Raw genomic sequence first — 26,261 nt, forward strand, 5'->3', positions numbered from 1 at the left:
TGTAATTTGTATGTAATAAAAAAAGCCACTTACAAGTTTAGTCTCGTAAGTGGCTGATTTTCAAGCTCCCCCTCTTGGGCTTGAACCAAGGACCCCATGATTAACAGTCATGTGCTCTAACCAACTGAGCTAAGGAGGAGTTTGCGAACTAGGTTAATCCTGAATTCGAGGGCAATATTAGGGCAAAAACCCGTGGAATGCAACTGTTTGTTCGAAAAAATTAGAAAATTGTTGCATCTTCCTGATTATGAGAAAAATTAATTATTGATATAAAGTAAGTTGCCGGTTAAAGAGGTACTGTATTGTTTTAACGGGTAAGGAGAGGGGCCACCCGTCACAAAGCCATTCAAGTCGAATACTGATTGGCAGCACGAATCAGACATAAAAAAGCCGGACGGATCCATGGAAACCTGGGCACAATCATCAAATGGTCGATAAGGGCAGTTGCGCTCAAAGGCGGCATAGGTGTCGCCGGTTTTATGCAGTAAAATAATGCCTTTCACGCCGCTTTTTAAATAGACATATCCGTTATCCCGCCGAAGCGCATTGTATTGAATATTGGTTAAGTTTATTTGCTCGTTAACAAGCACGTTAGGAATAATCGGATTATCCGTAGTTTCGTCGCAGGCAACAAAACCGGTAAGCAGAAGTACAAAAAATAAGAAACGTTTAAAAATAGTCATAAAAACCTTTACCGGATTTGCGGCCGTGATAGCCGGCGTCTACTTTTTGTTTTTGTATACGGCTCGGCCGGAGCTTCGGATCATGGTAAAAAGCTTCGTACAGAGCATTGGTTACCGCAAAATTTACATCTACGCCAATCAAATCCATTAACTCGAAGGGACCCATTTTAAATCCGGTTGCCCGCATCAATGCGTCAATGGTAGGTATATCGGCAACGTTTTCTTCTAACACTTTTAAACTTTCCGTATAAAAAGGCCTTGCTACCCGATTAACGATAAAGCCGGGTGAATCTTGTACCCGTACCGGCGATTTGCCCAATTGTTTTGCTATTTCATAAATCGTATCGGCTACCTTGGTATTGGTGTTCAGGCCCGATACTACTTCGACTAAGGGCATAATCGGAGCAGGATTGAAAAAGTGCATGCCTACTACTCTTTCGGGAAACGGAACTTTAGCGGCAATACTCGTGATAGGTAAAGAGGAGGTGTTAGAAGCCAGAATAGTACTAGGTTGGTTGATAGTAGCTAATTCAGTTAATAAATTTTGCTTTACTTCCAGTTTTTCTATTATGGCTTCCATAATTAAATCGGCTTTAACCTGTTGTAGATCCGAAGTAAATACAATTTGTTTTCCTGCTTCGTTTTTCTGCTCCGGCGTTAATTTGCCTTTTTCAACTGCACGTTGCCAACTTTGTTCAATTACCTGACGGGCCTGGCTTAATACCGCCGGATTAATATCGTACAAGATGGTTGAGAAACCCGCTTGGGCACAAACTTGGGCAATGCCCTGACCCATAGTGCCGGCACCCACCACCCCGATGGTTTTAATTGAATAGTCGATAGTCGATAGTCCACGGTCCACAGAAAATTGTTATTTAAAGAGTGAATGAAAGTAATGGCTTGTATTTAATAAAATCACGATTTCAGAAGCCGTGAACTATCGACTATCGACCAAGGACTATGGTCTAAATCGATTCGAATTGGCGTAAAAACCGGACGTCGTTCTCAGTAAATAAACGCAGATCTTTTATCTGGTATTTTAGCATGGCAATACGCTCGATACCCATACCAAAGGCAAACCCAGAATAACGCACCGGATCAATGTTACAGTTTTTTAATACCTCCGGATCAACCATGCCGGAGCCGCCAATTTCTACCCAGCCACTTTGTTTGCAGATGTTGCAACCCGCTCCCTTACAAATTAAGCAGGAAATATCAATCTCGGCGCTGGGCTCGGTAAAAGGGAAAAATGAAGGCCGGAAACGAATTTTAGTGTCGGCGCCGAACATTTCCTGCACAAAATAATACAGGGTTTGTTTTAAATCCGCGAAGCTTACTTTTTCGTCGATAAACAGGCCCTCTACCTGGTGGAAAATGCAATGCGCCCGCGCGGAAATAGCTTCGTTGCGGTACACCCGACCCGGCGAAAGAGTCCGGATGGGTGGTTTTTCGTTTTCCATAACCCGTACCTGCACGCTGGAGGTATGGGTGCGTAACAACATGGCCGCGTCTTCGCCCACGAAGAAAGTATCCTGCATGTCGCGGGCCGGGTGGTTTTCGGGAAAATTCAGCGCCGAGAAGTTGTGCCAGTCATCTTCAATTTCCGGTCCTTCGGAAAGGTTAAAGCCAATCCGTTCAAAAATTCGGATTATTTCTTCGCGCACTAAGGTTAAAGGGTGGCGAGTTCCCAAAGTTTGGGGAATAACCGGTAAGGTAAAATCAAAAAGAATTTCGGTGGAGGCAGAGCTGGCAGCTTCTAGTTCTTCTTGTTTAGCTTTAAATTTAGCTATAGCCTGTTCTTTTAGCGCATTTAGTTCTTGGCCGTAAGCTTTCCGTTGCTCCGGGGCAATATTTTTAATACCATCGAATAAATCAGCAATCCGGCCTTTCCGGCCGGTATATAAATTCCGGAATTGTTCTAACTGCTCCTTATTGGTCAATTCAAAGGTCGCCACTTCTTGGGCTACCTGGACTAATTCTTCAAACATCATAAGTGCAAATATACACTTTATCAGAATTTAGCGAATGTACCCGTTAGGATAAATACTCCCTTTAAAGGTTATAAAAAAGCCAAATGCAACTTATCTGTTTGAAGCTTTTACTTGATTCTCTGAACATTAGTAAAAATAGAAAGAATAATTCACCGACTAATTCCGGCTTTTTACCGGTAAATCTTACCCTATTTGCTTTTTTCTTATTGTTCCGACTTCAATCGCCTAATACCTTTAGAACATCTTCAAAAAATTACTAATCTATCTAATAAGATTTCTATTTAAAGAAAAAAATTAAAAATCTGAGCTAAGTAAGGCCTGCTTTTTAAACAAAAACTAAATTTTTAGGTTATACTCTGGAAACTTTGGAAACAAAAATAGTTTCCTTAGTTTTGTGCCGGATGTAACGGAAATGGAAATCAAAGATAAAATTTTACAGGCAGCTTTTCGGCTGTTTATGCGCAACGGTATAAAAAGTGTTTCGATGGATGATATTGCTTTAAACCTGGGAGTGTCGAAAAAAACGCTTTATAAATGGTTCGAAAACAAAGACCAGCTGGTAATGGCTATGTTGCAGGACCATTTAGATAAGATGGTGGATGATTGCGGCAGTTTTACGATGCAAGCTAAAAATGCCATTGAAGAGCTTTTTCAGATGATGCAGATGATCCGGCAGCAATTAGCCGGCATGCACCCTTCGGTGTTTTACGATCTGCAAAAATACCATCAACCGGCCTGGCAAATCTGGATCACGCACAAAAACAAATTTATTCTGCAGCAAATTGCCCGGAACCTGAAAGACGGAGTGAAGCAAGGGTTATACCGAACCGATTTTGATCTGGATATAATGGCCCGCTTACGACTGGCCCAAATTGAAGATGTATTTAACCCCGAAATATTTCCGCCGGACAAATTTGATTTACAAAAAGTACAGTTAGCCACGCTTGAACATTTTATGCTGGGCATTGCCAGTTTAAAAGGGCACAAGCTTATTAATGCCTATAAACAAGTTGTTGAACAAGATTAAATTATGAAAAAACAATTATTCCGTTTCCTGTTCGCAGGTATTTTCAGTTGGTCCGCCCAAACTGTTACGGCGCAGCAAGCGCCTCAGGCCTTCAGCCTACAACAAAGTATCGACTACGCCTTAGCTAATCAGCCTAATTTAAAAAATGCTCAGCTGCAAAACGAAATAGCCAAAGCCCGGATCGGACAGATTCGTTCGCAAGGCTTGCCCCAAATTAATGCGGCCGTGGAGGTAGGTAATAATGTGGTATTACAAAAAACGCTGATCGACCCCAATACCTTCGGCCCTCAACTAGAAATAACTCCTCGTACTCTTACGGTGCCGGCGGCAGATATCAACCAAGGCAGAGATGTTTTAATTACGCCGGCCTTTGATACGGCCAGGTCTACCAGATCATTACCGCCGCAAACCTTAGCGTTTGGCTTGAAATATTCTGGTTCGGCCGCTATTAGTGCCAGCCAGTTACTGTTCGATGGTTCGTACCTGATTGGCTTGAAGGCCGCGAAAGTGTATACGGCTTTATCGCAGAAGCAGGCGCAGCAAACCGAAATTGATGTGATTGACCAGGTAACCAAAGCATATTACGGAGTTTTAGTTTCCCGGGAACGCCTGAATTTATTAGACCGGAATTTAGAGCGGCTCGAAAATCAATTACGCGAAATTACCGAAATTAACCGCCAAGGTTTAGCGGAAAAAATAGACGTAGACCGGCTACGAGTGGCTTACAATAACCTGAAAGTAGAAAAAGATAAAGCTACTCGTTTGGTAGAACTGGGAGTGGATTTATTAAAATTTCAAATGGGCATGGATTTGAGTCAGCCTTTGGAATTAACGGATAAGTTAGAGAATGCCCTCGTAGAAGCCGAAGTAGTAGCTAACAGTAACTTTGACTATAGCCAGCGAATAGAATATTCTATTTTAGAAACCCAGCGCGATTTAGCGAAGCTGGATATTAAAAATAAGCAATCGGGTTACTATCCTAAATTATTGTTAAATGGGCGCTATGGGTACAGTGGATCAAGCAATAGTTTCCGGGATTTAGCGCGATTTGAGACGCAGGTAGCCGAAAAATTTTATCCTAATTGGTTCAATTTTGCTTTCGTGGGAGTAAGCTTGCAGGTACCTATATTTGATGGTTTGCGGAAGAAATACGAAGTTCAGGAAGCGAAGCTGACCTTAAAAACGCTGGATAACGGTTTCCGGAATTTACAGCAAAGTATCGACTTGCAGTTAAACCAGTCGAATACCAATCTGCAGAACGCCTTGCAGGTAATTAAGTCGCAGAAGGAAAGCCTGGAATTAGCCACCGAAGTAGCCCGCGTAACCAATATTAAATTTAAGGAAGGCGTGGGCTCTAACCTGGAAGTAATTACCGCCGAAACCGAATTGCGTCAAGCCCAAACCAACTACTACGCTGCCATTTACGATGCGCTTATTGCCAAAGTAGATTTACAAAAATCAGCCGGAACCTTACATAAATAATTTTTTCAGAAATGATACGCACTAATAAAAAGATGAAAAAACAATTATCGATAGCTCTTATAGCTGCCTTAGTAGGTTTTACGGCCTGCTCGAAAGGTGGTGGCACTCCCGAAGAACAACTCGCGGCTCTTAAAAAACAGCAATCGGAAACGCAAAGCAAAATTGCGGAACTGGAAGGTAAAGTAAAAAGTACCGGTAAAGAAACTGCTCCGGCGGCCGCCGCCGTGCAGGTAGTGGTGCAGCCGGTAGAACCCAAAACGTTTGACCATTTCCTGGAAGTGCAAGGCAGGGTTGATTTTGACGAAAACGTAGTGGTAAGTCCGAAAGTACCCGGCGTGCTTACCAGTGTGCGGGTGGACGTGGGCGACCGCGTTACCAAAGGACAAGTTCTGGCAACTATTGACGCTTCTATTCTGGAAACCAGCGAACAGGAACTCCTTACCGGTTTAGAATTAGCCAATACTGTTTTTGAGAAACAACAACGCCTCTGGGATCAAAAAATAGGTACCGAAATTCAATATTTAACCGCTAAAAATAATAAAGAATCGCTGGAGCGGCGCTTGGCTACTTTACGGCAGCAAAAAGACCAGTACATTATTAAAGCTCCTATTAGCGGCGTAATTGATGAATTTAACCCGAAAGTAGGGGAAGCCGTAACTCCAGGTTCTCCTATGCCGGTAGCCCGCATAGTAAATACTTCCAGTATGAAGGTTTTAGCCGAAATTTCGGAAGCCAATGCCGGTAAAATAAACAAAGGCGACGAAGCCATAGTAGTTCTGCCCGACTTAAATAAAGAATTTCCCGCTACGGTTACCGTGGTTAGTCAGGCAATTAATTCTTCTTCCCGGTCCTTTCCCGTGGAATTATCCATTAAAGGAGGATCAAAATCAGAGCTGCGCCCCAATATGATTGCCTTGATAAAAGTAAAAGATTACGAAAAATCAAAGGCCTTGGTAGTACCCGTAAATGTGGTGCAACGCGATGATACCGGAGATTTTGTGTACGTAGCCTCGAAAGAAGGTAACCAAAATGTGGTTCGTAAAAAGAAAGTACAGACTGGTTTAAGCTATGCGGGTAAAGCCGAAGTAACCGGGGGGCTGGCCGTAAATGATCAGGTGATTACTACCGGTTATCAGAATCTGTACGAAGGTCAAACAATTACTTTTTAAAGTAAGCCGATGAAAAATATAAAAGAATTTTTTCCGACCAGCTGGTCTATTGACAATAAAACCAGCATTTATGTAATGACGGTAATCCTGACCATCGCGGGTTTACTATCGTACAACAGTCTCCAGAAAGAAAACTTTCCGGACATTGTTATTCCCACGATTATTACCGGGGTTATTTACCCCGGTACGTCGCCCTCCGATATGGAAAATCTGGTAACCCGGCCTTTGGAGAAAGAAATCAAATCCTTATCGGGCGTTAAAAAAGTTACCTCTAACTCCATGCAGGATTTCTGTATGATAACGGTAGAATTTAATACCGACGTGGAAGTAGATGTGGCGAAGCAAAAGGTAAAAGATGCGGTAGATAAAGCGAAAGCCGATTTACCCCAGGATATGCCTAATGAGCCAGATGTGCAGGAAGTAAGCTTTTCCGAGTTTCCGATTATGTACATTAACTTGTCCGGCGATTACTCCAGCGATAAGTTAAAGCAGTACGCCGAAAACGTGCAGGACCGCATCGAAGCTTTATCCGAAATTAATCGGGTAGATATTGTAGGTGCTCTGGAGCAGGAAGTACAAATAAACGTGGATATGTATAAAATGCAGGCCGCGCAGGTTACTTTCGGAGATATTCAACGAGCCATTGCTTCCGAAAACATGACCATGTCCGGCGGCTTAATTGAAGTAGGCGAAATGAAACGCGCCGTGCGGGTAGTGGGGCAATATACCGATGCCAATGAAATCGGGAACATCGTGGTAAAATCACTGCCGGGAGCCAATATTCCATTGCACGACATTGCTACGGTTACCGATGGCTTTAAAGAAAAAGAAAGTTACGCCCGCCTGGATGGCAAACCGGTAATTACGCTCAATGTAATTAAGCGCAGCGGCATGAATCTGATCGAAGCTTCGGATAAAATCAATGCAATTGTAAAAGAGATGCAGGGCAACGCGCTGCCCAAAGACCTGAAAGTAACGGTAACCGGCGACCAATCAACCCGTACCCGCCATAGTCTGAATGACCTAATTAATACCATCATCATTGGTTTTATTCTGGTAACGGTTATTTTGATGTTCTTTATGGGTACCACCAACGCTTTGTTTGTGGGTTTATCAGTGCCTATTTCCATGTTCGTGGCTTTTATCGTGCTATCGTTCTTTGGCATCTCCATGAACATGATTGTGCTTTTTGCCTTTTTGCTAGCCCTCGGAATTGTAGTAGATGATGCCATTGTGGTAATCGAAAATACGCACCGTATTCACCATGAGCATCCCTGGAGTATTTTTAAATCTGCCAAAGCGGCTGCCGGCGAAGTATTTGTGCCGGTACTGGCGGGTACGCTCACTACCGTAGCTCCGTTTGCGCCGCTTTTATTCTGGCCGGGTATTGTAGGGGAGTTTATGTACTATTTGCCGGTTACGCTTATTATTACCTTAATGGCTTCGTTGCTGGTAGCGTTTATTATTAACCCGGTATTTGCGGTGTCATTCATGGGTAAAAAAGAGGTGAATCCGGTAAAAGCGCGCAAAACATTCCTTTATTCTATGATTGGGATGGCGGTGTTTGCGGGGATTTGTTACTTAGCTGGTTTCCGGGGAGTAGGTAACTTAACCGTGTTTATTATGCTTTTTGTTGCTTTAAATAAATACGTCTTTACCAGTTGGATTAATTCTTTCCAGACGAAAGTACTGCCTAAGTTCATGAACTTGTACGAGCGTACTCTACGCGGTGTATTAAAAGGCAGCCGCCCGTGGATGGTGTTAGGTACCGTTATTTTTCTGCTCATACTTTCCGTTGTGTTTACTATTGTCCGGCAGCCGAAAGTCGACTTTTTCCCGTCCGGTGACCCGAACTTTGTTTACGCCTACTTAACGCTGCCCGTGGGTACCGACCAATCCGTAACTGACTCTTTGACTAAAGTGGTAGAGCAACGGGTAAATAACGTAATCGGTAAAAATAATCCTGATGTAGAATCGGTAATTGCGAACGTAGCCATTGGCGCCGGTGACCCCACGCAGCCTTCTTATACGGCCGAGTCGCACAAAGGAAAAGTTACGGTTGCTTTTGTGGAATTTATGGAACGTACGGGCCCAAACACCAAAACCTACCTGAACAAAATCCGGGAAAGCGTGAAAGGCATTCCGGGCGTGGAAATTATTGTGGACCAGGAGCAAAACGGGCCGCCGGTAGGTAAACCGGTAAGTATTGAAGTATCCGGCGAAGATTTTGCCCAGCTGATTAAAGTATCCAAAGACGTAGAACAATACATTAATTCTTTGGGTATTGCCGGGATTGAAGATTTACGGACCGATTTAGAAGATAAAAACCCGCAAATTAGTGTAGCCATTGACCGCGTACGAGCCAACCGCGAAGGTATCAGCACGGCCCAGGTAGCCATGGAATTACGAACTGCCATTTTTGGAACCGAGGCGTCTAAGTTTAAACGCGACGAAGACGAGTACCCGATTCAGGTGCGTTACGCGGAGCCTTACCGTAAAAATATCGACGCTTTAATGGATATGCGCATTACTTTCCGGGATATGTCGATGGGCGGGGCTATCCGGCAGATTCCATTATCATCGGTAGCTAAAATTGATTACTCTAATACGTTTGGGGGTATTCGGCGCAAAAACTTAAAACGGGTAATTACACTTTCGTCTAACGTACTGGAAGGGTATAATGCCAACGAAATTGTTGGCCAGATTCAACAGTCTTTACCAAATTTTAAAGCGCCGGAAGGCTACGAAGTAAAAATTGGCGGGCAGCAGGAAGATCAAAAAGAAACCAGTGATTTCCTCGGGGTTGCGTTGATTTCTTCTATTGGTCTAATCTTTTTAATTTTGGTGACTCAGTTTAATTCGGTGTCCAAACCGCTCATTATTTTATCGGAAATTGTGTTTAGCTTAATTGGAGTACTGTTAGGTTTCTCCATTTTCAACATGAATATCTCTATTGTAATGACGGGAGTAGGTGTAATAGCGCTGGCGGGTATTGTGGTGAAGAACGGTATATTACTAGTGGAATTTGCCGATGTACTGCGCGAACGGGAAGGTTATGAGTTGAAAGAAGCAGTAGTAATGGCCGGTAAAACCCGTTTAACCCCTGTAATTCTAACCGCTACGGCCGCTATTCTGGGCTTAATTCCATTAGCTATTGGATTGAACCTGAACTTCTTTACCTTGTTCTCGGACTTTGAACCACACTTCTTCCTGGGGGGCGATAGCGTCGTATTCTGGGGACCACTCGCCTGGACGATTATCTTTGGCTTAAGTTTTGCTACTATATTAACCCTTTTAGTAGTGCCGGCTATGTATCTGATTAGTGAGCGCTTTAAATTAAAGATAGGTCGGAAGCCGAAACACGTGCAACCAATAGAGCCTCAACCTCATCTTGTAGAAGAATACAGTACACATTAAATTATACTAACATGCCACGAACTCAAAACATCGAGCATCAAATCATTAATATAATCAGTAAAACCAAAGAAATTAAGCCTTCCCGATTGCAGGCCCACGCTAATTTAAGCCGGGAATTTGGTTTCGATACCGTGGATGTTGTTGACATTATTCTGGAACTGGAGAAAAGCTTTAAAATAACCATTCCGGATGAAGTGCCGCTCGATACCGTAGGCGATTTTATTCATTATGTTTCCACCCAAACGCTGCGTAAAGCGAGTTAGCAAGGGATGTAATTTAAATTTGCGGACCAGAGTGATAATTAATAACGGGAAAGGCGGATCTTGAAAAAGGTTCGCCTTTCCTGTTACTAGTAAGGTTGTTAATTTTTTAGTGAGCCAAGTACTTGGCTTTGCAATTCTCACTTCTAAAGGAATTATTTTGAATTTTCAGGCTGCAATAAAGAATGGACTAAAAAGTTATTTCTTTATTGCAGCCTAATTGATGGTAAGAAACAAGTAAATACCTGGATTTAATATTCTAAAGATTGAAGGAGTGAACCTTCTGAAATTAAATTTAACTTATAGTTAAGAGGTAGATTGCTTCTGTTATTTATAGTAGAATTGGTAAAGTGAACAATAAACTTAAAAACATTTTAATTTATCTCAGTCTACCGGTGCAAATAGTAGTAGTACAGATAATTGCGGCTAATCCGTTACTGGTAGAAAAATTTTATACGGGCTTGTTTTACAAGAAACTGAGCCATTTTTTAAGAATATTATTTGGTGATTTCTCCTTTCCTATCGGGCAAATTTTGTTCTATAGCCTGGTAACAGGTTTATTGATTGCTATTGTAAAACATATCCGGAAATTAATTCTCCGGCAGATAAGCTTTAAAGAATTTGGCCGCAGCAGCTTACTCGGAGTTTTTACGTTTTTATCTATATTTTACTTTCTGTTTACCGGCATGTGGGGTTTAAATTACCATCGTCGGCCGATAGAAGAAATTGTCCAGATAAAAGAAGAACCCGTATCTAAGGCTGAATTAGAATTGCTCTGCCGTCGGCTTATTCAGCTTACCAATGCCAGCCGGCAGCAACTCACTCAAGATCAAAAACACGCTTTGCGTTTACCAATTACCCACAACCAAATGTTGGCCCAGGCTACAGCGGGTTTTCAAAGGGTAGCCAAAGTTTTTCCGGAATTAGCTTACGCGCATTACTCGGTAAAGGCCGTTTATGTGCCCCAGGTAATGTCCTATTTTGGAGTGAGTGGTATTTATTTTCCTTTTACCGGCGAAGCCAACGTAAACATGCATCCGCCGGCGTATTTGTTACCCGGAACCATTTGCCACGAAATGGCGCACCAAATTGGTTTTGCTTCCGAGGATGAGGCTAACTTTGTATCCTATTTGGTTTGTCGCTTAAATCCGAATCCTTTTTTTGAATATTCCGGTAATTACATGGCTTTAAGATACGCCATGAACCGGTTGCGAAAAATAAACCCCCGGGCTTACAAGAAAATGCAGCGTTATTACAGTGCGGGTTTAAAACAAGATTTAGTTGAAAACCGCCGTTATTGGGAAAGTTTTCAGAACCCCATAGAAGTTTTCAGCGAATGGTTTTACGATTTATTTCTGAAAGCCAATGACCAGAAGGACGGCATAAAAAGTTATTCAAAAGTAGTAGAATTGCTAATGGGTGAATTCCGGAAGAATAATTTAAACTACCCAGTAAAAACTTTCCCCGGACCAAAGAACAAATTTTTGTTGTTAAACCAGAGATAAGTACGTGGTTCGATTTAAGTTATACGATTTTAACAGATTAGATACCAACCTGACATTCTTACTGGACTTACCTAAAAAAGCTACCTCCCTCGTCTTTCATACTAATGCCCATACAAAATGGAAGTGGATTTCAGCACAATCCTTAATTTTGAAGTAAATAGAGCTACTATTTAATTCTCATTTCAAATTTTTAATTTGGTGAAGCCCTGTTTTATTTTAACACACCATTTCTTTGTTTTTGGCCTGAATAAGTTGCGCGTAGGTTTGCCGGGTTAGTTTGGCTTCGGTCCAGGAAATAAAATCAAACCAGGTAAGTAGCTGATTTTCATAAGGGTCTTGCATAATCTCTTTTACATTCCGAAAAAACAATTCTAAATGTTTAGGTGCCCGGTTGCTGGCTATCCATTTTTTTAAAAACTGAATGGTAAGTTTTTCGGTTTTAAAAAGCTTTTCTTCGGCTTTTAGCTTTCTTTCTACGGAGCGCAATTCATAGTACAAATAATCATCGTTCTTTAACTCCACCTGAATAATGAGCCGCAGAATCCGGCAAAGCGAATATACCTGGTGCGAAATATACTTGCTGGATTGATGCAGGACATAATTTACGTGGTGCAGGGCCGTCGGGAACTGATGTAAGCCGAAGTAAATTAGAGCCATAGCTAAATGAATGGTGGCATCGGCGTTGGGCGGAATAACTTTAACTTTGTTTAAAATCTCTTTTTTATACGTTTGAATCAAAATTTCTCCTTGCGCATAGTTGCCCAAATCTAGAGCTAAAATTATTTGGTGCAGGTAAAGTAAATGTTGAATAAATAAAGCTAAACTTTCGGAGGCCGGTTCAATGCGGCGCAGACAATCGATAAAATAAGGCATTTCGCGGTGTTGCCGCATAGAGCGCAAATCGGTTAAAATGCCATTAATTAAATAAATGTAGTAGAGCGGGGAATCGAGTAATAAATGTTGATGCGCTTGAAATAAAACTAGTAGCTGCTTAAAGAGATGTAAACTTTCCGGGTGATTTCCGGTCATTAAAAAGTAAGTAGATTGAAAGTGCAGGTGCAGTTTTTTCGATAAAATAGAATGGTGGTGTTTATTAGAAATTACCTGAAATTCTTCGAGCAGTAAATCGTTTAGCTTATTTATTTCTAGTTGGCTGCGGACGGGGCCGTTGTGCAAATACCGGTGCAACAAAACTTCGTCCAGGGTAAAGTGGCGGTTAATCCATTGTTCCTGGTGCAATACCTGGTTTATTTTCTCTTGCTTGGTAATAAGAGCATTTTCGTCGGTATCGGGAAATTCCAGCAAGGTAAGATACTGCAATTCGAGCCGGGCCAGAATTAAGTAATACGAAAATTTTTCGTATTTTAAAGCCAGTTCCATGGCTCGCTCCAACTCTCCGAAACACAATTCTAAAAGCCCTTTGTTAAACAAAATTTTAATATCTTGAATGCGTTGCATCAACCGGTTCTCGATGGCTTTATCCGATTCAAAACTGCGCAAACTTTTCATGAGCATCCGGTACAAGTGCTTCCGGGCAGTTTCAATTACCGCTTCCGGATATTTTTTACTCATAATGGTAGTAATTTCCTCCGGACCGTATTCTTTTTTCTCTAAAAGCTGGTAAAGGCAAAAATAAATTTTATTACCCGTCTGTAAATCGCAAAATAATTTGAAATAGCGTTTCTCCGCCTTCGATAAGGAATGCACTAAAGCCTGTAAAGCGGTGAAAGAAGACATAGGATTATTTCATTTTAGTAGTTTGCTTCGCTTAAGAGCAATAATTATTTCTAGATTTTGAATAATAACAATTAGCTATACAAATAATTATCAAGGTGTTGTACGTTAAAAATTTGCTGAAAATTAATCCTGAGTTACCTGCTTAGCCTAAGAATTACGAATTAGCAATGTCTAAAATAAGAATTATTGGGATGATAATAAGAAGTAAGTAAATTATACTTACCAATGCTTTAAAAAATTTAGGCCTATGAACAAGAAAATACTGGTTATTGGTAGCGCTAATACCGACATGGTTATTAAAACGAAACATTTTCCTTTACCCGGCGAAACTGTATTAGGCGGCAGATTTATTATGAATCCGGGAGGAAAAGGCGCTAACCAGGCTATTGCTGCGGCTCGTTTAGGCGGCCAAATTACCTTTATTACTAAAATTGGCAACGATATTTTTGGCCGCCAGGCGCTGCAGCAATTCTTGAAAGAAGGAGTAAATGCCGGTTATGTTATCTCCGACCCGGATAATCCTTCGGGGGTAGCTTTAATTACCGTCGACGAAAAAGGCGAAAATGCCATAGTGGTAGCGCCTGGTTCGAATGGTACGCTTAGCCCGGAAGATGTTACGAAAGCCGAAGCCGTTTTTGCCGAAGCCGAAATAATTTTAATGCAGTTGGAGATTCCCTTACCTACCGTACTGTTTGCCGCCGATTTGGCAGCGCGTTACAGCAAAAAAGTAATTTTAAACCCTGCTCCGGCTGCCCTTTTACCTTATGAATTGTACCGGAACTTATATATTATTACTCCTAACCGTTCGGAAGCCGAAGCTTTAACCGGCGTGCTCATTAAAGATTTAGCCACAACGGAACAAGCCGCTCAGAAATTGCGCCAGAAAGGAATTGCTAACGTGGTCATAACCTTGGGTACCGAAGGCGCTTTTGCTTACAATGATTCCCTTGCCAAACTAATTCCGGCTACTCTGGTAACAGCTGTAGATACCACGGCCGCCGGCGATGTATTTAACGGTGCTTTAGCCGTAAGTTTAGCGGAAGGTTTAGAGTTAGATGTTGCCGTAGAATTTGCCAATCAAGCAGCAGCAATTTCGGTAACCCGCATGGGCGCCCAAGCCTCGGCTCCCTTCCGGAAAGAGCTGCTGAGCGCACCCTTAAAATAATAGTACCAGAATTCCCTTTTTAAATGTTAAATTAAATACTAACCGCATGTTTATCATAGATAGCTATACCACTGCCGTTGTTTTTTGCTTCGTCACTATGCTTTGCTGGGGCTCCTGGGCCAATACCCAAAAGCTGGCTGCCAGCATCTGGCGTTTTGAACTGTTTTATTGGGATTATGTACTGGGTATTCTTTTAATAGCACTTTTATTTGCGATAACCTTGGGCAGTGTGGGTGAACAAGGAAGAAGCTTTTGGCGGATATTGCGCAGGCTAGTTTTATTAATACTGGTCTGGCAGTTTTAGGCGGGATTATTTTTAATGCGGCTAATATTTTGCTCGGAGCGGCCATTGCTACTGCCGGTATGTCGGTAGCTTTTCCGGTGCGTATTGGTATTGCCTTGGTTTGGGGCGTACTGGTTAATTACCGCGATAACCCAGTGGGTGATTCTACGCTTTTATTTACCGGCGTAGGGTTGGTGGTTTTGGCTATTTTACTCAATGCTTTTGCGTATCGCCGCACTGCTGCGCATACCAAGGGCGTTTCTTCTAAAGGGTTACTATTATCGATTGTGGCCGGGGTAGCTATGGGCTTTTTTTACAAATACGTAGCAGCTTCTATGCTATTTCGTACGGTTTAGGCCAGGGAGCCACCGTAATAGCCGCTATCTGGCGAATTTTTATCTGGCGCGAGTTCCGGAATGCACCCAAAGGTACTTCACTGGTATTGAATAGTATGTTGGTTTGTTATTTAATTGGCCTCGGGTTAATTATCGCTGCCCGGTAAATGCGTTCTTTTTTACTTTAATTTAAACTCGCTTCATTCATTAGCTACTTACATTTTACAGCCTTTATGCTAAAACCCATTACTGGGTTATACAAATTATATTTTCAGACTTTCTCCTGAAAGTTAGTTACCGCATTTAAACTTTTGCTTTGAATTGGAGTTTCGGGGGAATAAATATTTATTTTTCTTAAAATGAAATAGATTAAGTATCTTGTATGAAGTAATGAAGAGAAGCTGGTTCCAGTTTTAGGAACGGCCTTAATTTTTACTTTAAAAAGTTTGAGAATAATGCAGTAGTAGCAGTGGAAGCAAAAATATTTACCTTTAACCATACAATTCAATCTACCCGCCTTAGTAGTCAGCAGATAAATTTTTTTTATAGTATTAAATTTGTCTTTTTTTGTTGGCTGTTTGTTTTCATTAGTTTAAAGGCCAGTGCTCAGTTTACTCTTCTTTCTTCTAAGCAAACCGGTATTCAATTTGTAAATAAACTTACTGAGTCGGAATCAGCGAATGTGCTGGCCTACGAATATTTTTATAATGGGGGAGGAGTAGCTGCCGGCGACTTCAATAATGATGGTCTGCCTGATTTATATTTTACGGGGAACATGGTGCCGGACCGGCTCTACCTAAACCAAGGCAACTTACAATTTAAAGACATTACCTCGCCGGCCGGATTAAACAAAAGTAAGGGTTGGAAAACCGGGGTTAGTCTGGTAGATATTAATCAGGATGGCTGGTTGGATATTTACGTGTGCTACTCCGGTAACGGGGAACCAAAAGACCGGCGCAATAAATTATTTATCAATAACAAGAATCTTACCTTCACTGAGAAAGCCGCTGAGTACGGTTTAGATTTGCCCACCCACAGTACGCAGGCAGTTTTCTTCGACTACGATAAAGACGGCGACCTCGATTGTTATTCGCTTAATCATAACGTAAAAGATTTTAAGCGCTTCGACGCGGCGGCGGTAAAAGCCATGCGCGATGAATTTGCCGGCGACCGGCTTTTGCGGAACGATAACGGCAAGTTTGTGGATGTAAGCGCAAACGCCGGTATTAAAGGCAACCCCATTGGTTTTGGTTTGGGAGTAGCTATTGCCGATGTAAACCTGGATGGCTGGCCGGATATTTACGTATCGAACGATTACATTGAGCAAGATTATCTATACCTGAACAACGGTAACGGAACCTTCACCGATAAGCTGGAGCAAGCCATTGGTCACCTGAGTTATTTTTCAATGGGTAACGAAATTGCGGATATCAACAACGACGGGCTGCCCGATATATTTACCCTAGACATGCTGCCCGCCGACAACCACCGGCAGAAACTATTATACGGACCGGAAAACTACGAGACATACTATAATATGCTCAAGAACGGGTTCTATCACCAGATAATGCGCAATATGTTGCAACTCAATAATGGTGATGGTACTTTCAGCGAAATAGGGCAATTAGCGGGTGTATCTAACACCGACTGGAGTTGGGCTCCCTTAGTAGCTGATTTCGATAACGACGGCTGGAAAGACCTTTTTATCACCAATGGTTACTTGCGCGATTACACCAACATGGACTTCATGAAGTATTACGCGGACCAGAAAATGAAAGAAGCGCTAGGGAGTCCTACTGCTCTCATGGACATCTTAAAACAAATGCCATCATCGGCTACGCAAAACTATATTTTTCGCAATAATGGTCGTTTAGGGTTTCAGAACAAAGTAAAAGAATGGGGCTTCGACCAAACTTTTCTTTCTAATGGGGCTGTTTACGCTGATTTAGATAATGACGGTGATTTAGAAATTATTAGCAACAATGTTAATAAAGAAGCCGCCATTTACCGCAACGAAGCTAGCTCTAAAGGTGGAAATTACCTGCAGGTGCAATTAGGGAAAGGTTTACCGGCAAAAGCCTTAGGCGCCAAGGTTTGGGTTTTTGCCAAAGGTAACTTGCAGTATCAGGAATTTTATCCTTCCCGCGGATTTCAATCCAGCATGTACCTGCCGCTGCATTTTGGGTTAGGCGCCATCAACCAAGTGGATAGCGTCCGGGTAGTTTGGCCGGATAATAAAATGCAAACCCAGACTTCTATTAAAACAAACCAAAAATTAGTTTTAGAGCCTCAAGCTGTTGGCAAAAATTGGAAGCAAATGGCGCGTATGAAGCCTTTGTTTACGGTGGTTAGTAAGGATACCGTTCCTTTCGAGCATTATGAAGATGATTACAATGATTTTAAGCGCCAGTCGCTCATGCCCAACATGTTATCTTACCAGGGACCGCACCTGGCTCAAGCCGATGTAAATAACGATGGTTTGATAGATATATATGCTGCCGGAGCGAAAGGTCAAGCGGGTGCTTTACTGTTACAACAAAAAAATGGTTCCTGGAAAGTTTCTCCTCAAGCTGATTTTAACACCGATTTTATGTGCGAAGATACGGGGGCTTTATTCTTTGATGCGGATAAGGATGGGGATCAGGATTTATACGTAGTGAGCGGCGGCTTTGCTTATATGGAGAAAGATATGCTTTTGCAGGATCGGTTATACCTGAACAATGGTACGGGCAGCTTCACCCGCGCGAAAGAAAACATTCCCTACGAAAGCAGCAGCGATGCCTGTGTAACGGCTTTAGATATAGACAAAGACGGTGACCTGGATCTATTTGTGGGAGGCAGAGTAATTCCGGGCAAATATCCGGAGCCAGCCAGCAGCCGGATTTTGCTCAACGATGGCAAAGGGAAATTTACGGATGGTACCGCTCAGATAGCTCCTTTCCTGGAAAAAATTGGTCTGGTAACCGATGCCGTTTCGCTGGACGTGAACAAAGATAGCTGGCCCGATTTAGTTATTGCCGGTGAGTGGATGCCGATAACCGTTTTACTAAACCAAAAAAGCATATTAAAACCGGCAGAGGCAGCCATAACCGGAACAAATACGAACGGCTGGTGGAACCGGCTGGCCTTAGAAGATTTAGACAAAGACGGGGATTTAGATATTGTAGCCGGTAATTTTGGGCAGAATACGCAATTAAAGCCTTCCGAAAAAGAACCGGTTACCGTCGTGTACGGCGACTTTGATCAAAACGAATCGATTGATCCTTTTGTATGCTATTACATTCAAGGAAACTCGTACCCACTGGTAACCCGCGATGAAGCTTTAAACCAGATGATTCCATTACGCAAGAAATTTACGAGTTATAAAGCCTATGCCGATGCTACTTTATCGGATATTTTAACCCCCGAACAGCTTAGCCAGGCTAAAACCTTAAAAGCAACTAATTTTAGTTCAATTTTATTGGAGAACAAAGGTGATGGAACCTTTATAACCCAAGAATTACCTGCCGAAGCGCAGTTTGCACCGGTTTACGCGATTGCTCTTTTAGATGTGGACCAAGATGGCTTGAAGGATATTATACTCGGTGGCAATCAATCGTACTCCCGGCTTAAAATAGGGAAAATGGATGCTAATTACGGTATGGTTTTGCGTAATACCGGTAAGCTGCAGTTTACCTATGTGCCGCAATGGCAAAGCGGCTTGCAAGTAAAAGGCGATGTGCGGGATATTGCCGTCGTAAAAAAAGGCGGTGCTACTCTATTATTATTTGGCCGGAATAATCAAACCATCCACAGCTATTTGTTAAATGCCCCCGGTTTATGAAGCGGCTTATTCCATTATTATTTTTAATTTTTTTATTAAATCCCGGAAAAGCAGGAACCCCAACTTATCCGGCAGAAGCAAAGATTTACGTACAAACGCTGAAGAAACTAACGGATGTGATGGTGCGGGATGTTACCGGACCTTGCGCGGCGGCCCGTTACTATGCTTACGCGAATCTGGCTGCTTATGAAGTTCAGCGCCAAAGAGCAAAGCCTGCGCATTATGTTGCTTTCCAAGAAATGCTGCGCAACTACCCGGATTTTTCTTCTGTAACCGCTAATCAGCCCATTGAAGCTAATTTTTCGAGTTTATACGCGCTGCTCCGGATGGGGGAAGAATTATTGCCTTCTGGTTATTTGCTCGAAGAACCGCGTAAAACATTAGTGGCAGAAGCTAGTACTAAGTATGGTTTAGATAAAGAAATACTGGCTAGTTCAATCGCCTATACCGATCAAATTGTAAAGCAATTAATGCAGTACGCGGCGAAAGATGGTTATCTTAAAACTACCGGTTATTTGCGGTATACGCCACTGAAAGAAGCGCAAAATTGGCAACCCACCCCACCTGGTTACCTGGAGGCTTACGAACCTTATTGGGGTACCTTGCGGCCTTTTTTGCTGGATAGTGCGGCTCAATTTAAACCTTTGCCGCCGGTAGCTTTTAATCAGGAGGTGGGTACGCCTTTCTATAACTTAGCCCACGAAGTATACAGTGTTACCCGTAACTTAAGTCAGGAACAAAAAAATATGGCTAATTTCTGGGACTGCAATCCTTTCTTTTTGGTGCTGCAAGGGCACGTTAGTTACGGAACCAAGAAAATTTCTCCCGGAGGGCATTGGATGGGAATAACCGGTATTGCCTGTATGCAGAAGCAACTTACTTTAGCAGAAACTATTCGGTGGCACACCTTAGTGGGACTTACTATGTCTGATGCATTTATCTCTTGCTGGAACGAAAAATACCGGAGCAATCGGATTCGGCCGGAGACTTTTATAAACGCGCACATCGATCAAAAGTGGCGTTCTCTGCTGCAAACCCCGCCCTTTCCGGAATATACCAGCGGGCACAGCGTGGTTTCTTCGGCTGTTGCTTTGGTATTAACGGCATTGGCCGGCGAAAACTTTGCTTATACCGACACGGTAGAAGTAGAGTTTGGTTTGCCTGCTCGTAAGTTTACTTCCTTTCAGCAGGCGGCTCAAGAAGCCGCTATTTCCCGGTTGTATGGCGGTATTCACTATCGCGATGCCGTGGATAATGGCTTAAAACAAGGACAACAAATTGGACAATATGTGTTGCTAAAATTAAAGCCGGGTAAATAATACCCGTTCGTATTTACTAGCTATCTAAGCAATATCTTAAAAAGGAAAGCCAACTCGACTGGGTTGAATCTACAACTGTTAGAACAATTACTTTCGGTGATTTGGCATAATAAGCTGCTTTCATCTTCCCTTAAATAGTAGACAGTTTAGCAGAGCTACAGTTTTGTCTTACCTGCACCGATTTAAGATTTGGTTCAGCCACAAATGTATTCCTGATAATACACTTATTAAAGCAAAGATATCCTGTTTTTAATAAACAAGCTTGTCGTTTAAAATAAGTAGAATACCGTCTTTTCTATTCATTCGAGTCCTCCTGAAAGGATCTAACCGGTTTAAAGCGATGGTTGGGGCCATCCTATAAGGTTATTTATTATTTTCAACAGGTAATCACCGGTAGTACTTCTGTACAGTTCTTCTTTTCTGCTGGTTATATCCCTTATAGGAGCACGGAAGAGAGGAAAGTAAATATAATGGGTAGAGCCAGAATCTAAGTTTCGGACAATCCTATTACAAGTAAAAGTCTATCCGTTTTTATTAAATAAAACAAAAATAATAGAGTATATTTCACATAGTAGCCTCTCTAGATTATTATAGGTACCAGGCAAGCTGGTTTGTTTAGATTATTGTAAGACGATACATACTCTAACTCAGATAAACTTTTTAAATCAATGTTTTATGCAAAAAATCACAAGAGTACTAGCTAAATGATTTTTCGGTATTTATTGATTAAATTTTAAAGATATAAGCTTATTATTGATTGTTTTTCAGATAAATTGATATTGGGCAAAAGGTTATCGAAATTTTATAAGCATCTGTTTTATATATAAAAATAAATATTAAATTTAAATCATACACATCACCACCAATTTTAAAGTTTTGCGCGCTCCTTATGACCATGTTCTAAGATGGTAGAGTTCCAACAACTTGGAACGCAATTATTTAACTTACTACTTTAGTACTTTTAAATTTTTAACCTATTTATCAAAGCAATGAAAAAAAAATTACTTTTTATTTTTCTTATGACTTGCTGGCTAACCATAACAGTAAGAGCCCAAATTCCTATCAAAGGCAGGGTAATGGGCACTGGCAATGAGGCCTTGCCAGGAGTAAGTATTGTTGTGCAAGGTACCACTCAAGGAACCACCACAGATGTGGATGGTAACTACTCGCTGCAGGCACCTGCTACTGGTACCTTGGTATTTTCTTATATTGGTTACAATGCCCGAACTGTTTCTATTAATAATCAGGCTACGATTAACGTAACTCTGGAAGCTGATACCAAGCAACTCAGCGAGGTGGTTGTAACGGCGTTGGGTATTCAGCGCGAAAAGAAAGCACTAGGTTACTCGGTAACGGAAGTAGGCGGAGAGAACCTTACCCAAGCTAGGGAAAATAACCTTTCTAATGCTTTATCCGGTAGAGTAGCCGGGGTAAACGTGAGTGCGCCCGCTTCTGGGCCAGCCGGTTCTTCCCGGGTGGTTATACGGGGTAATAAATCGCTTCAGGGGGCTAACCAACCGCTTTATGTAATCGATGGTATCCCAATGGACAATTCTAATTTTGGCCAAGCCGGTGTTTGGGGCGGAGTAGATAAAGGGGATGGTATGGCTAGTATTAACCCGGACGATATAGAATCCATTTCAGTGTTGAAAGGCGCTAGTGCCTCCGCGCTTTATGGTTCTAGAGCAGGTACCGGCGTTATTTTGATTACCACTAAAAAAGGTTCTAAAAGAAAAGGAATAGGAGTGGAGTATAATTCTAATTTCGTTTTCGAGAGTCTTAATAATCAAACCGATCTGCAAAAAGATTACGGTAGCGGCAGTTACGTCCGATCTAACCCGAGTGATCCTACTTCACCTTCGGTGGCTACCAAGCCACGTACGGCTCAAGAAGCTTATAACTGGGGTGATGACTCTTGGGGGCCTCGGTTCGATGGCAGTCCGACGATTCAATTCGATGGCGTAAATCGGCCTTACTCGTACACCGGCGACAACTGGAAACGTTTTTACGAAACCGGCACCGCCTGGACCAATACGTTGGCTTTAACCGGCGGCGGCGAAAACCAATCGTTCCGTTTTTCCATTTCCGATCTCCGCAGCAAATCCATTATGCCTAATTCCGGCTTCGACCGGTTGAATATGTCGTTATCTACGGATGGTAAATTCGGTAAAAGAGTTACTTTCAACGCGAAGGTGTTGTATTCGAATGAGAATGCTAAAAACCGACCTTGGCTATCGGATTCTCCGAATAATGCTTTTCAATCTATTTACCGGATGCCGGGTAATTATAATGTGCTAGACTACCAAGGCGACCCGAATAAGCTGGGTGCTATTCCGGCTAATATTGATCCGAACCTTTTAAAAATTTGGGGTAAATCCGTGGGCGAAGAATACCAGCAAGCCGACAATAACTGGGGCCAAAATCCGTACTGGGTAGCGCATCAAGTCTCAGTAGATGACATCCGGGACCGCGTTATCCCGTCAGCTCAGATGCGGTTTAATATCACCGATTACCTTTACATTTCCGGCCGGGGCGGCATGGACTGGTTCACTCGTAGAGATCAGCAAGTAGTACCCCAAGGTACTGGGCATACTCGCAGTGGATCCATGAATGAAGGGGAAGATCGGGTGCGCGAAATTAACCTGGAGTCTATTATGGGGTTTGATAAAACTTTTGGTAAATTTAATGTAAATGCCTTTGTTGGTGCTAACCGCATGCGCCGCAGAAGTGAGCGGTTAAATTTAAATGGCAATGGTTTTAACGTGCCATTTGAGCATTTTATTAATAATGCTACTACCCGAACCTACGATTTTGGGTACTCGGAATCTGGCATCAACTCCATATTTGGGTCAGCAGAAATTAGCTTTAATGAATATTTGTATTTAACTGGAACTGTCCGGAAAGACTGGTTTTCGGTATTAAATCCGGATATAAACGATATTACTTATCCCTCCATTGGGGCTAGCTTTGTGTTTACCGATGCTTTCTCTACTATGCCTTCTTGGTTAAGTTTCGGTAAAATTCGGGCCTCTTGGGCTCAGGTGGGTGGTGCTACTGGCGTTAATCCTTACGAAATTAATACGACCTATTCTTTATTAGGAGCGACCCACTTAGGCCGGCCAATGGCTACTTTTTCCACCGCCGCCGGAAGAGATGGAACTATTCCTAATAGAAACTTACTGCCTTCTACTTCTACCGAAATAGAAACGGGAGTAGATTTTCGCTTCTTGCAAGATCGGTTAGGATTGGAGTTTACGTACTATCACCAAAAGACTACCGATGATATACTGAGAGCTAATATTTCCCGGTCGGCTGGATTTGCCAATACTTTAATAAATATCGGTGAATTAGAAAATAAAGGCATTGAAGTTTTATTAAATGCAACACCCGTTAAAGGTGCTTTCACCTGGGATGCTTCCTTAAACTTTGCCCGCAACCGTAATAAAGTAACGAAGTTAATAGAAGGTAACCCCGAAATAATTGTAGAAGAGCCTCGTACCCGTACCGTTTTTGTAAAACATATTGTCGGACGTCCTTTTGGTGAACTAACCGGCTGGGTCCAAAAAAGATCGCCCGATGGCCAATTAGTATTTGAGGCCAATGGCGCGCCCGTACAATCCGACAAGATGGAGCTTATTGGCAACGGCTTAGCCGACTGGACGGGTGGTTTTAATAACTCTTTCTCCTTTAAAAACTTTAATCTGGGTGTGCTGATTGACTTTAAAGTAGGTGGCGATATTTATTCGGGTACCAACGTGCGCTTAACCCAATGGGGTTTGCATAAGCAATCGCTACAAGGTCGGGAAGGAGAGGCACCTTTAACAGTGTCCGGCGTTACTCAACCTCGCGTGAATGGTCAGCCAGCCGTAGATGCCAGCGGCAATCCTATTTACGAAACATTCTCTAAAACTCTTACTCCACAAGAAGCTCAGAATTACTGGCAGCAATTAGGCGAGAGAGCGCAGGATCGTTTTGTGTACGATGCTTCCTTCGCCAAACTTCGGCAGCTAACCTTTGGGTATAATTTTCCGCAAAGTCTGTTACAGAAAACCCCGTTTCAGAGCTTGAGCTTATCTTTCGTGGGCCGTAACCTTTCTATCCTCTGGAAAAAAACCGACAATATTGATCCGGAATCTAGTTATTCCAGTGGTAATGGCCAAGGTTTAGATTATTTCGGCATGCCGCGGACCCGGAGCTATGGTTTTAACTTACGAGTAGGGTTTTGATTAACTAACTAAGAAAAGATTAAAATGAAATACATTCATAAAATTATATTAGGTACCTTGGGAATGATGCTTCCCCTGGCCAGTTGCGATACAGAAGAACTACACGATTTAAATATCAATCCGCAGGCGGTAGATCAAATAGATTTAAACTACTTATTTACCACCTCCGAATTGGGTATTGCTTCGAATGGTTCTGCCCAAGATAATCGATTTATCGATTGGCGAACGAATATTGGTATGACCGCTTATGCCATTCAGCATTTAGCCAATGCCGGTGGGGGCATTGCACCGGGCGATAAGTACACCGATAACTTTGAAACGGCGTCTGCCCCTTTTGAATTTACCTACGGTGACCAATTAAAAAATATTGCCGAAATTCTGAAACAAACCGGCCCAGGCGGATTCGCGGAAGGAAAGTACCAGAATATGCGCCAAGCGGCCCGGATATTAAGAGCCTTTAGCTTTCACCGGTTAACGGATTTTTACGGAAGTGTTCCTTACTTTGAAGCTAACAAAGGTATGGAGCTGGTATTCTTTCCTGTTTACGATAAGCAATCGGCCATTTATGCTGATTTATTGAAGGAACTGGACGAAGCGGCTACCGCCCTAAATGCGTCCAATCCGGATGAAGGTTTTGCAAGGGCCGATTTTATTTATGATGGGGATATTACTAGATGGAAAAGATGGAGTTATTCGCTAATGTTACGGTTAGCCATGCGGGTGTCGAACGTAGCTCCCGAATTGGCTAAGCAGTACGTAACCAAAGCAGTTGCGGGAGGGGTATTTACCAGTAACGCCGATAATGTTTGGGTAAAAATGGGAACCGGACCTAGCCAGTGGATAAACCAGAATGGTATTTCCCGAGCTTTTTATCCCGGAGATGGTGGTCAGCCTACTTTTTTGAGCAAAACCTTGGTAGATTTTCTAAAGGGGACTGATATGACTACTGCTGCTGATGATGATCCCAGATTAATGATTCTGAGCGGTGGTATTGGTACGTGGGTAGTAGAAAATAACGCATCTGTTTGGAAGCCATTTGGGCCCAATAGTGCGGATCCGCTAGCGCAGAAGGGTATGCCTAATGGTTATGATCAGAGTGGATTAGATGCTTTAGAAGGAAAAGCGGTTACTCAATCAGAAACGTATTCCAGCATTAACACCAAGTTGCTAAACCTGGATGAGCCTTACATGATTATGAACTACGGCGAAGTAGAGCTGCTTTTGGCCGAAGCATTAGAAAGGAGCATTGGTACGGGCATTACCGGTACTGCTGCAGAGCATTATAATGCAGGCGTAAAAGCTTCGATGCAAATGTATACTCCTTATGATGCATCTTTGGTGGCGTCTGATGCGCAAGTAGCTACTTATCTGGCTACTTATCCGTACGGCGTAACTAAAGGAGCACTGCCTATGATTTACGAGCAGTTATGGGTAAACAAATTCTTTAACTGGTGGGAGGCTTGGTCAGACTGGAGAAGAACCGAATCTCCTCAGTTAACGCCAGTAAATTACCAAGGAAATGTTACGAATGGTACTATACCGGTGCGCCTGAAATATCCGGCTATTGAAGCAGCTGGTAATCCAAATTATTTAACTGGAGCTACTAAACCGGATACTTACACTACTAAAGTTTGGTGGGATGGTGGAACCGAATAATGATAAACATTTAACAATTTCCTGATTAAAAAAAGCCCTTGAACTACTCAAGGGCTTTTTCTTTATAAAGAACTTTCTAAGAACTAGAGTTTCGCCTGATTAATGATTAATAGTTTCGGCTAAAAGATTTTTAAACTAAAAGAAATGCTAATGGTATTTCTACTAATTTATAGCGGGAAAGTA

15 protein-coding genes, 1 tRNA gene and 1 pseudogene are annotated in these 26,261 nt (G+C 42.4%); 12 read left to right on the forward strand and 5 right to left on the reverse strand.

All coding sequences use genetic code 11. From position 1 onward, the window contains the following. Window positions 1–65: 65 nt before the first annotated feature. The 4 genes from AHMF7605_RS21955 to pheS form a co-directional block, all read right to left on the reverse strand. Window positions 66–139: transfer RNA gene (locus AHMF7605_RS21955), tRNA-Asn, on the reverse strand. Between the two features lie 118 nt (window positions 140–257). Beyond that, on the reverse strand, window positions 258–683 hold the full coding sequence (locus AHMF7605_RS21960; protein ID WP_233219216.1) for a hypothetical protein: 426 nt from the start codon (window positions 681–683) through the stop codon (window positions 258–260). Continuing rightward, entirely contained in the window at window positions 670–1,545 is an 876-nt protein-coding gene (locus AHMF7605_RS21965) for a 3-hydroxyacyl-CoA dehydrogenase NAD-binding domain-containing protein (protein WP_233219217.1), read from the reverse strand. Before AHMF7605_RS21965 ends, AHMF7605_RS21960 begins: the two co-directional genes overlap by 14 nt. Before the next feature lie 103 nt (window positions 1,546–1,648). Beyond that, the gene (pheS, locus tag AHMF7605_RS21970; protein WP_106932146.1) at window positions 1,649–2,671 is read right to left on the reverse strand and encodes a phenylalanine--tRNA ligase subunit alpha; all 1,023 of its coding nucleotides are present in this window, start codon (window positions 2,669–2,671) and stop codon (window positions 1,649–1,651) included. Window positions 2,672–3,068: 397 nt separating this feature from the next. Between pheS and AHMF7605_RS21975 the strand changes: the two genes are divergently transcribed. From AHMF7605_RS21975 to AHMF7605_RS22000, 6 genes are all read left to right on the forward strand, one after another. Continuing rightward, a complete protein-coding gene (locus tag AHMF7605_RS21975; RefSeq protein ID WP_233219218.1) occupies window positions 3,069–3,701 on the forward strand; it encodes a TetR/AcrR family transcriptional regulator in 633 nt (210 codons plus the stop codon). A 3-nt stretch (window positions 3,702–3,704) separates the two neighbouring features. Further along, a complete protein-coding gene (locus AHMF7605_RS21980) occupies window positions 3,705–5,183 on the forward strand; it encodes a TolC family protein (protein WP_106932147.1) in 1,479 nt (492 codons plus the stop codon). Window positions 5,184–5,215: 32 nt separating this feature from the next. After that, window positions 5,216–6,352: an efflux RND transporter periplasmic adaptor subunit gene (locus AHMF7605_RS21985; protein ID WP_106932148.1), complete on the forward strand. Its 1,137-nt coding sequence runs from the start codon at window positions 5,216–5,218 to the stop codon at window positions 6,350–6,352. 9 nt (window positions 6,353–6,361) lie between these two features. Then, on the forward strand, window positions 6,362–9,769 hold the full coding sequence (locus AHMF7605_RS21990) for an efflux RND transporter permease subunit (protein WP_199200292.1): 3,408 nt from the start codon (window positions 6,362–6,364) through the stop codon (window positions 9,767–9,769). An 11-nt stretch (window positions 9,770–9,780) separates the two neighbouring features. Then, entirely contained in the window at window positions 9,781–10,032 is a 252-nt protein-coding gene (locus AHMF7605_RS21995) for an acyl carrier protein (protein WP_106932149.1), read from the forward strand. A 347-nt stretch (window positions 10,033–10,379) separates the two neighbouring features. Next, entirely contained in the window at window positions 10,380–11,534 is a 1,155-nt protein-coding gene (locus tag AHMF7605_RS22000; protein ID WP_158267587.1) for a DUF3810 domain-containing protein, read from the forward strand. Between the two features lie 216 nt (window positions 11,535–11,750). Here AHMF7605_RS22000 and AHMF7605_RS22005 read toward each other — a convergent pair whose 3' ends face one another. Then, on the reverse strand, window positions 11,751–13,271 hold the full coding sequence (locus AHMF7605_RS22005; RefSeq protein ID WP_106932151.1) for a hypothetical protein: 1,521 nt from the start codon (window positions 13,269–13,271) through the stop codon (window positions 11,751–11,753). A gap of 247 nt (window positions 13,272–13,518) precedes the next feature. On the opposite strand from AHMF7605_RS22005, the gene rbsK reads away from it, so the two are divergent. The 6 genes and pseudogenes from rbsK (at window position 13,519) to AHMF7605_RS22035 (ending at window position 26,078) form a co-directional block, all read left to right on the forward strand. Then, a complete protein-coding gene (gene rbsK / locus AHMF7605_RS22010) occupies window positions 13,519–14,436 on the forward strand; it encodes a ribokinase (RefSeq protein WP_106932152.1) in 918 nt (305 codons plus the stop codon). A gap of 46 nt (window positions 14,437–14,482) precedes the next feature. Further along, window positions 14,483–15,221, forward strand: a pseudogene (locus AHMF7605_RS22015) (hypothetical protein). Between the two features lie 302 nt (window positions 15,222–15,523). Continuing rightward, window positions 15,524–18,877 (forward strand): VCBS repeat-containing protein, encoded by a 3,354-nt coding sequence (locus tag AHMF7605_RS22020; RefSeq protein ID WP_233219219.1) that lies wholly within the window; start codon window positions 15,524–15,526, stop codon window positions 18,875–18,877. Then, window positions 18,874–20,196, forward strand: a complete 1,323-nt coding sequence (locus AHMF7605_RS22025) for a vanadium-dependent haloperoxidase (RefSeq protein WP_106932153.1) — start codon at window positions 18,874–18,876, stop codon at window positions 20,194–20,196. Before AHMF7605_RS22020 ends, AHMF7605_RS22025 begins: the two co-directional genes overlap by 4 nt. 989 nt (window positions 20,197–21,185) lie before the next feature. Beyond that, on the forward strand, window positions 21,186–24,422 hold the full coding sequence (locus AHMF7605_RS22030; RefSeq protein WP_106932154.1) for a SusC/RagA family TonB-linked outer membrane protein: 3,237 nt from the start codon (window positions 21,186–21,188) through the stop codon (window positions 24,420–24,422). A 24-nt stretch (window positions 24,423–24,446) separates the two neighbouring features. After that, window positions 24,447–26,078 (forward strand): SusD/RagB family nutrient-binding outer membrane lipoprotein, encoded by a 1,632-nt coding sequence (locus tag AHMF7605_RS22035; RefSeq protein ID WP_106932155.1) that lies wholly within the window; start codon window positions 24,447–24,449, stop codon window positions 26,076–26,078. The last annotated feature ends 183 nt before the right edge of the window (window positions 26,079–26,261 follow it).

It is taken from the genome of Adhaeribacter arboris (assembly GCF_003023845.1).
GTDB lineage: Bacteria > Bacteroidota > Bacteroidia > Cytophagales > Hymenobacteraceae > Adhaeribacter > Adhaeribacter arboris.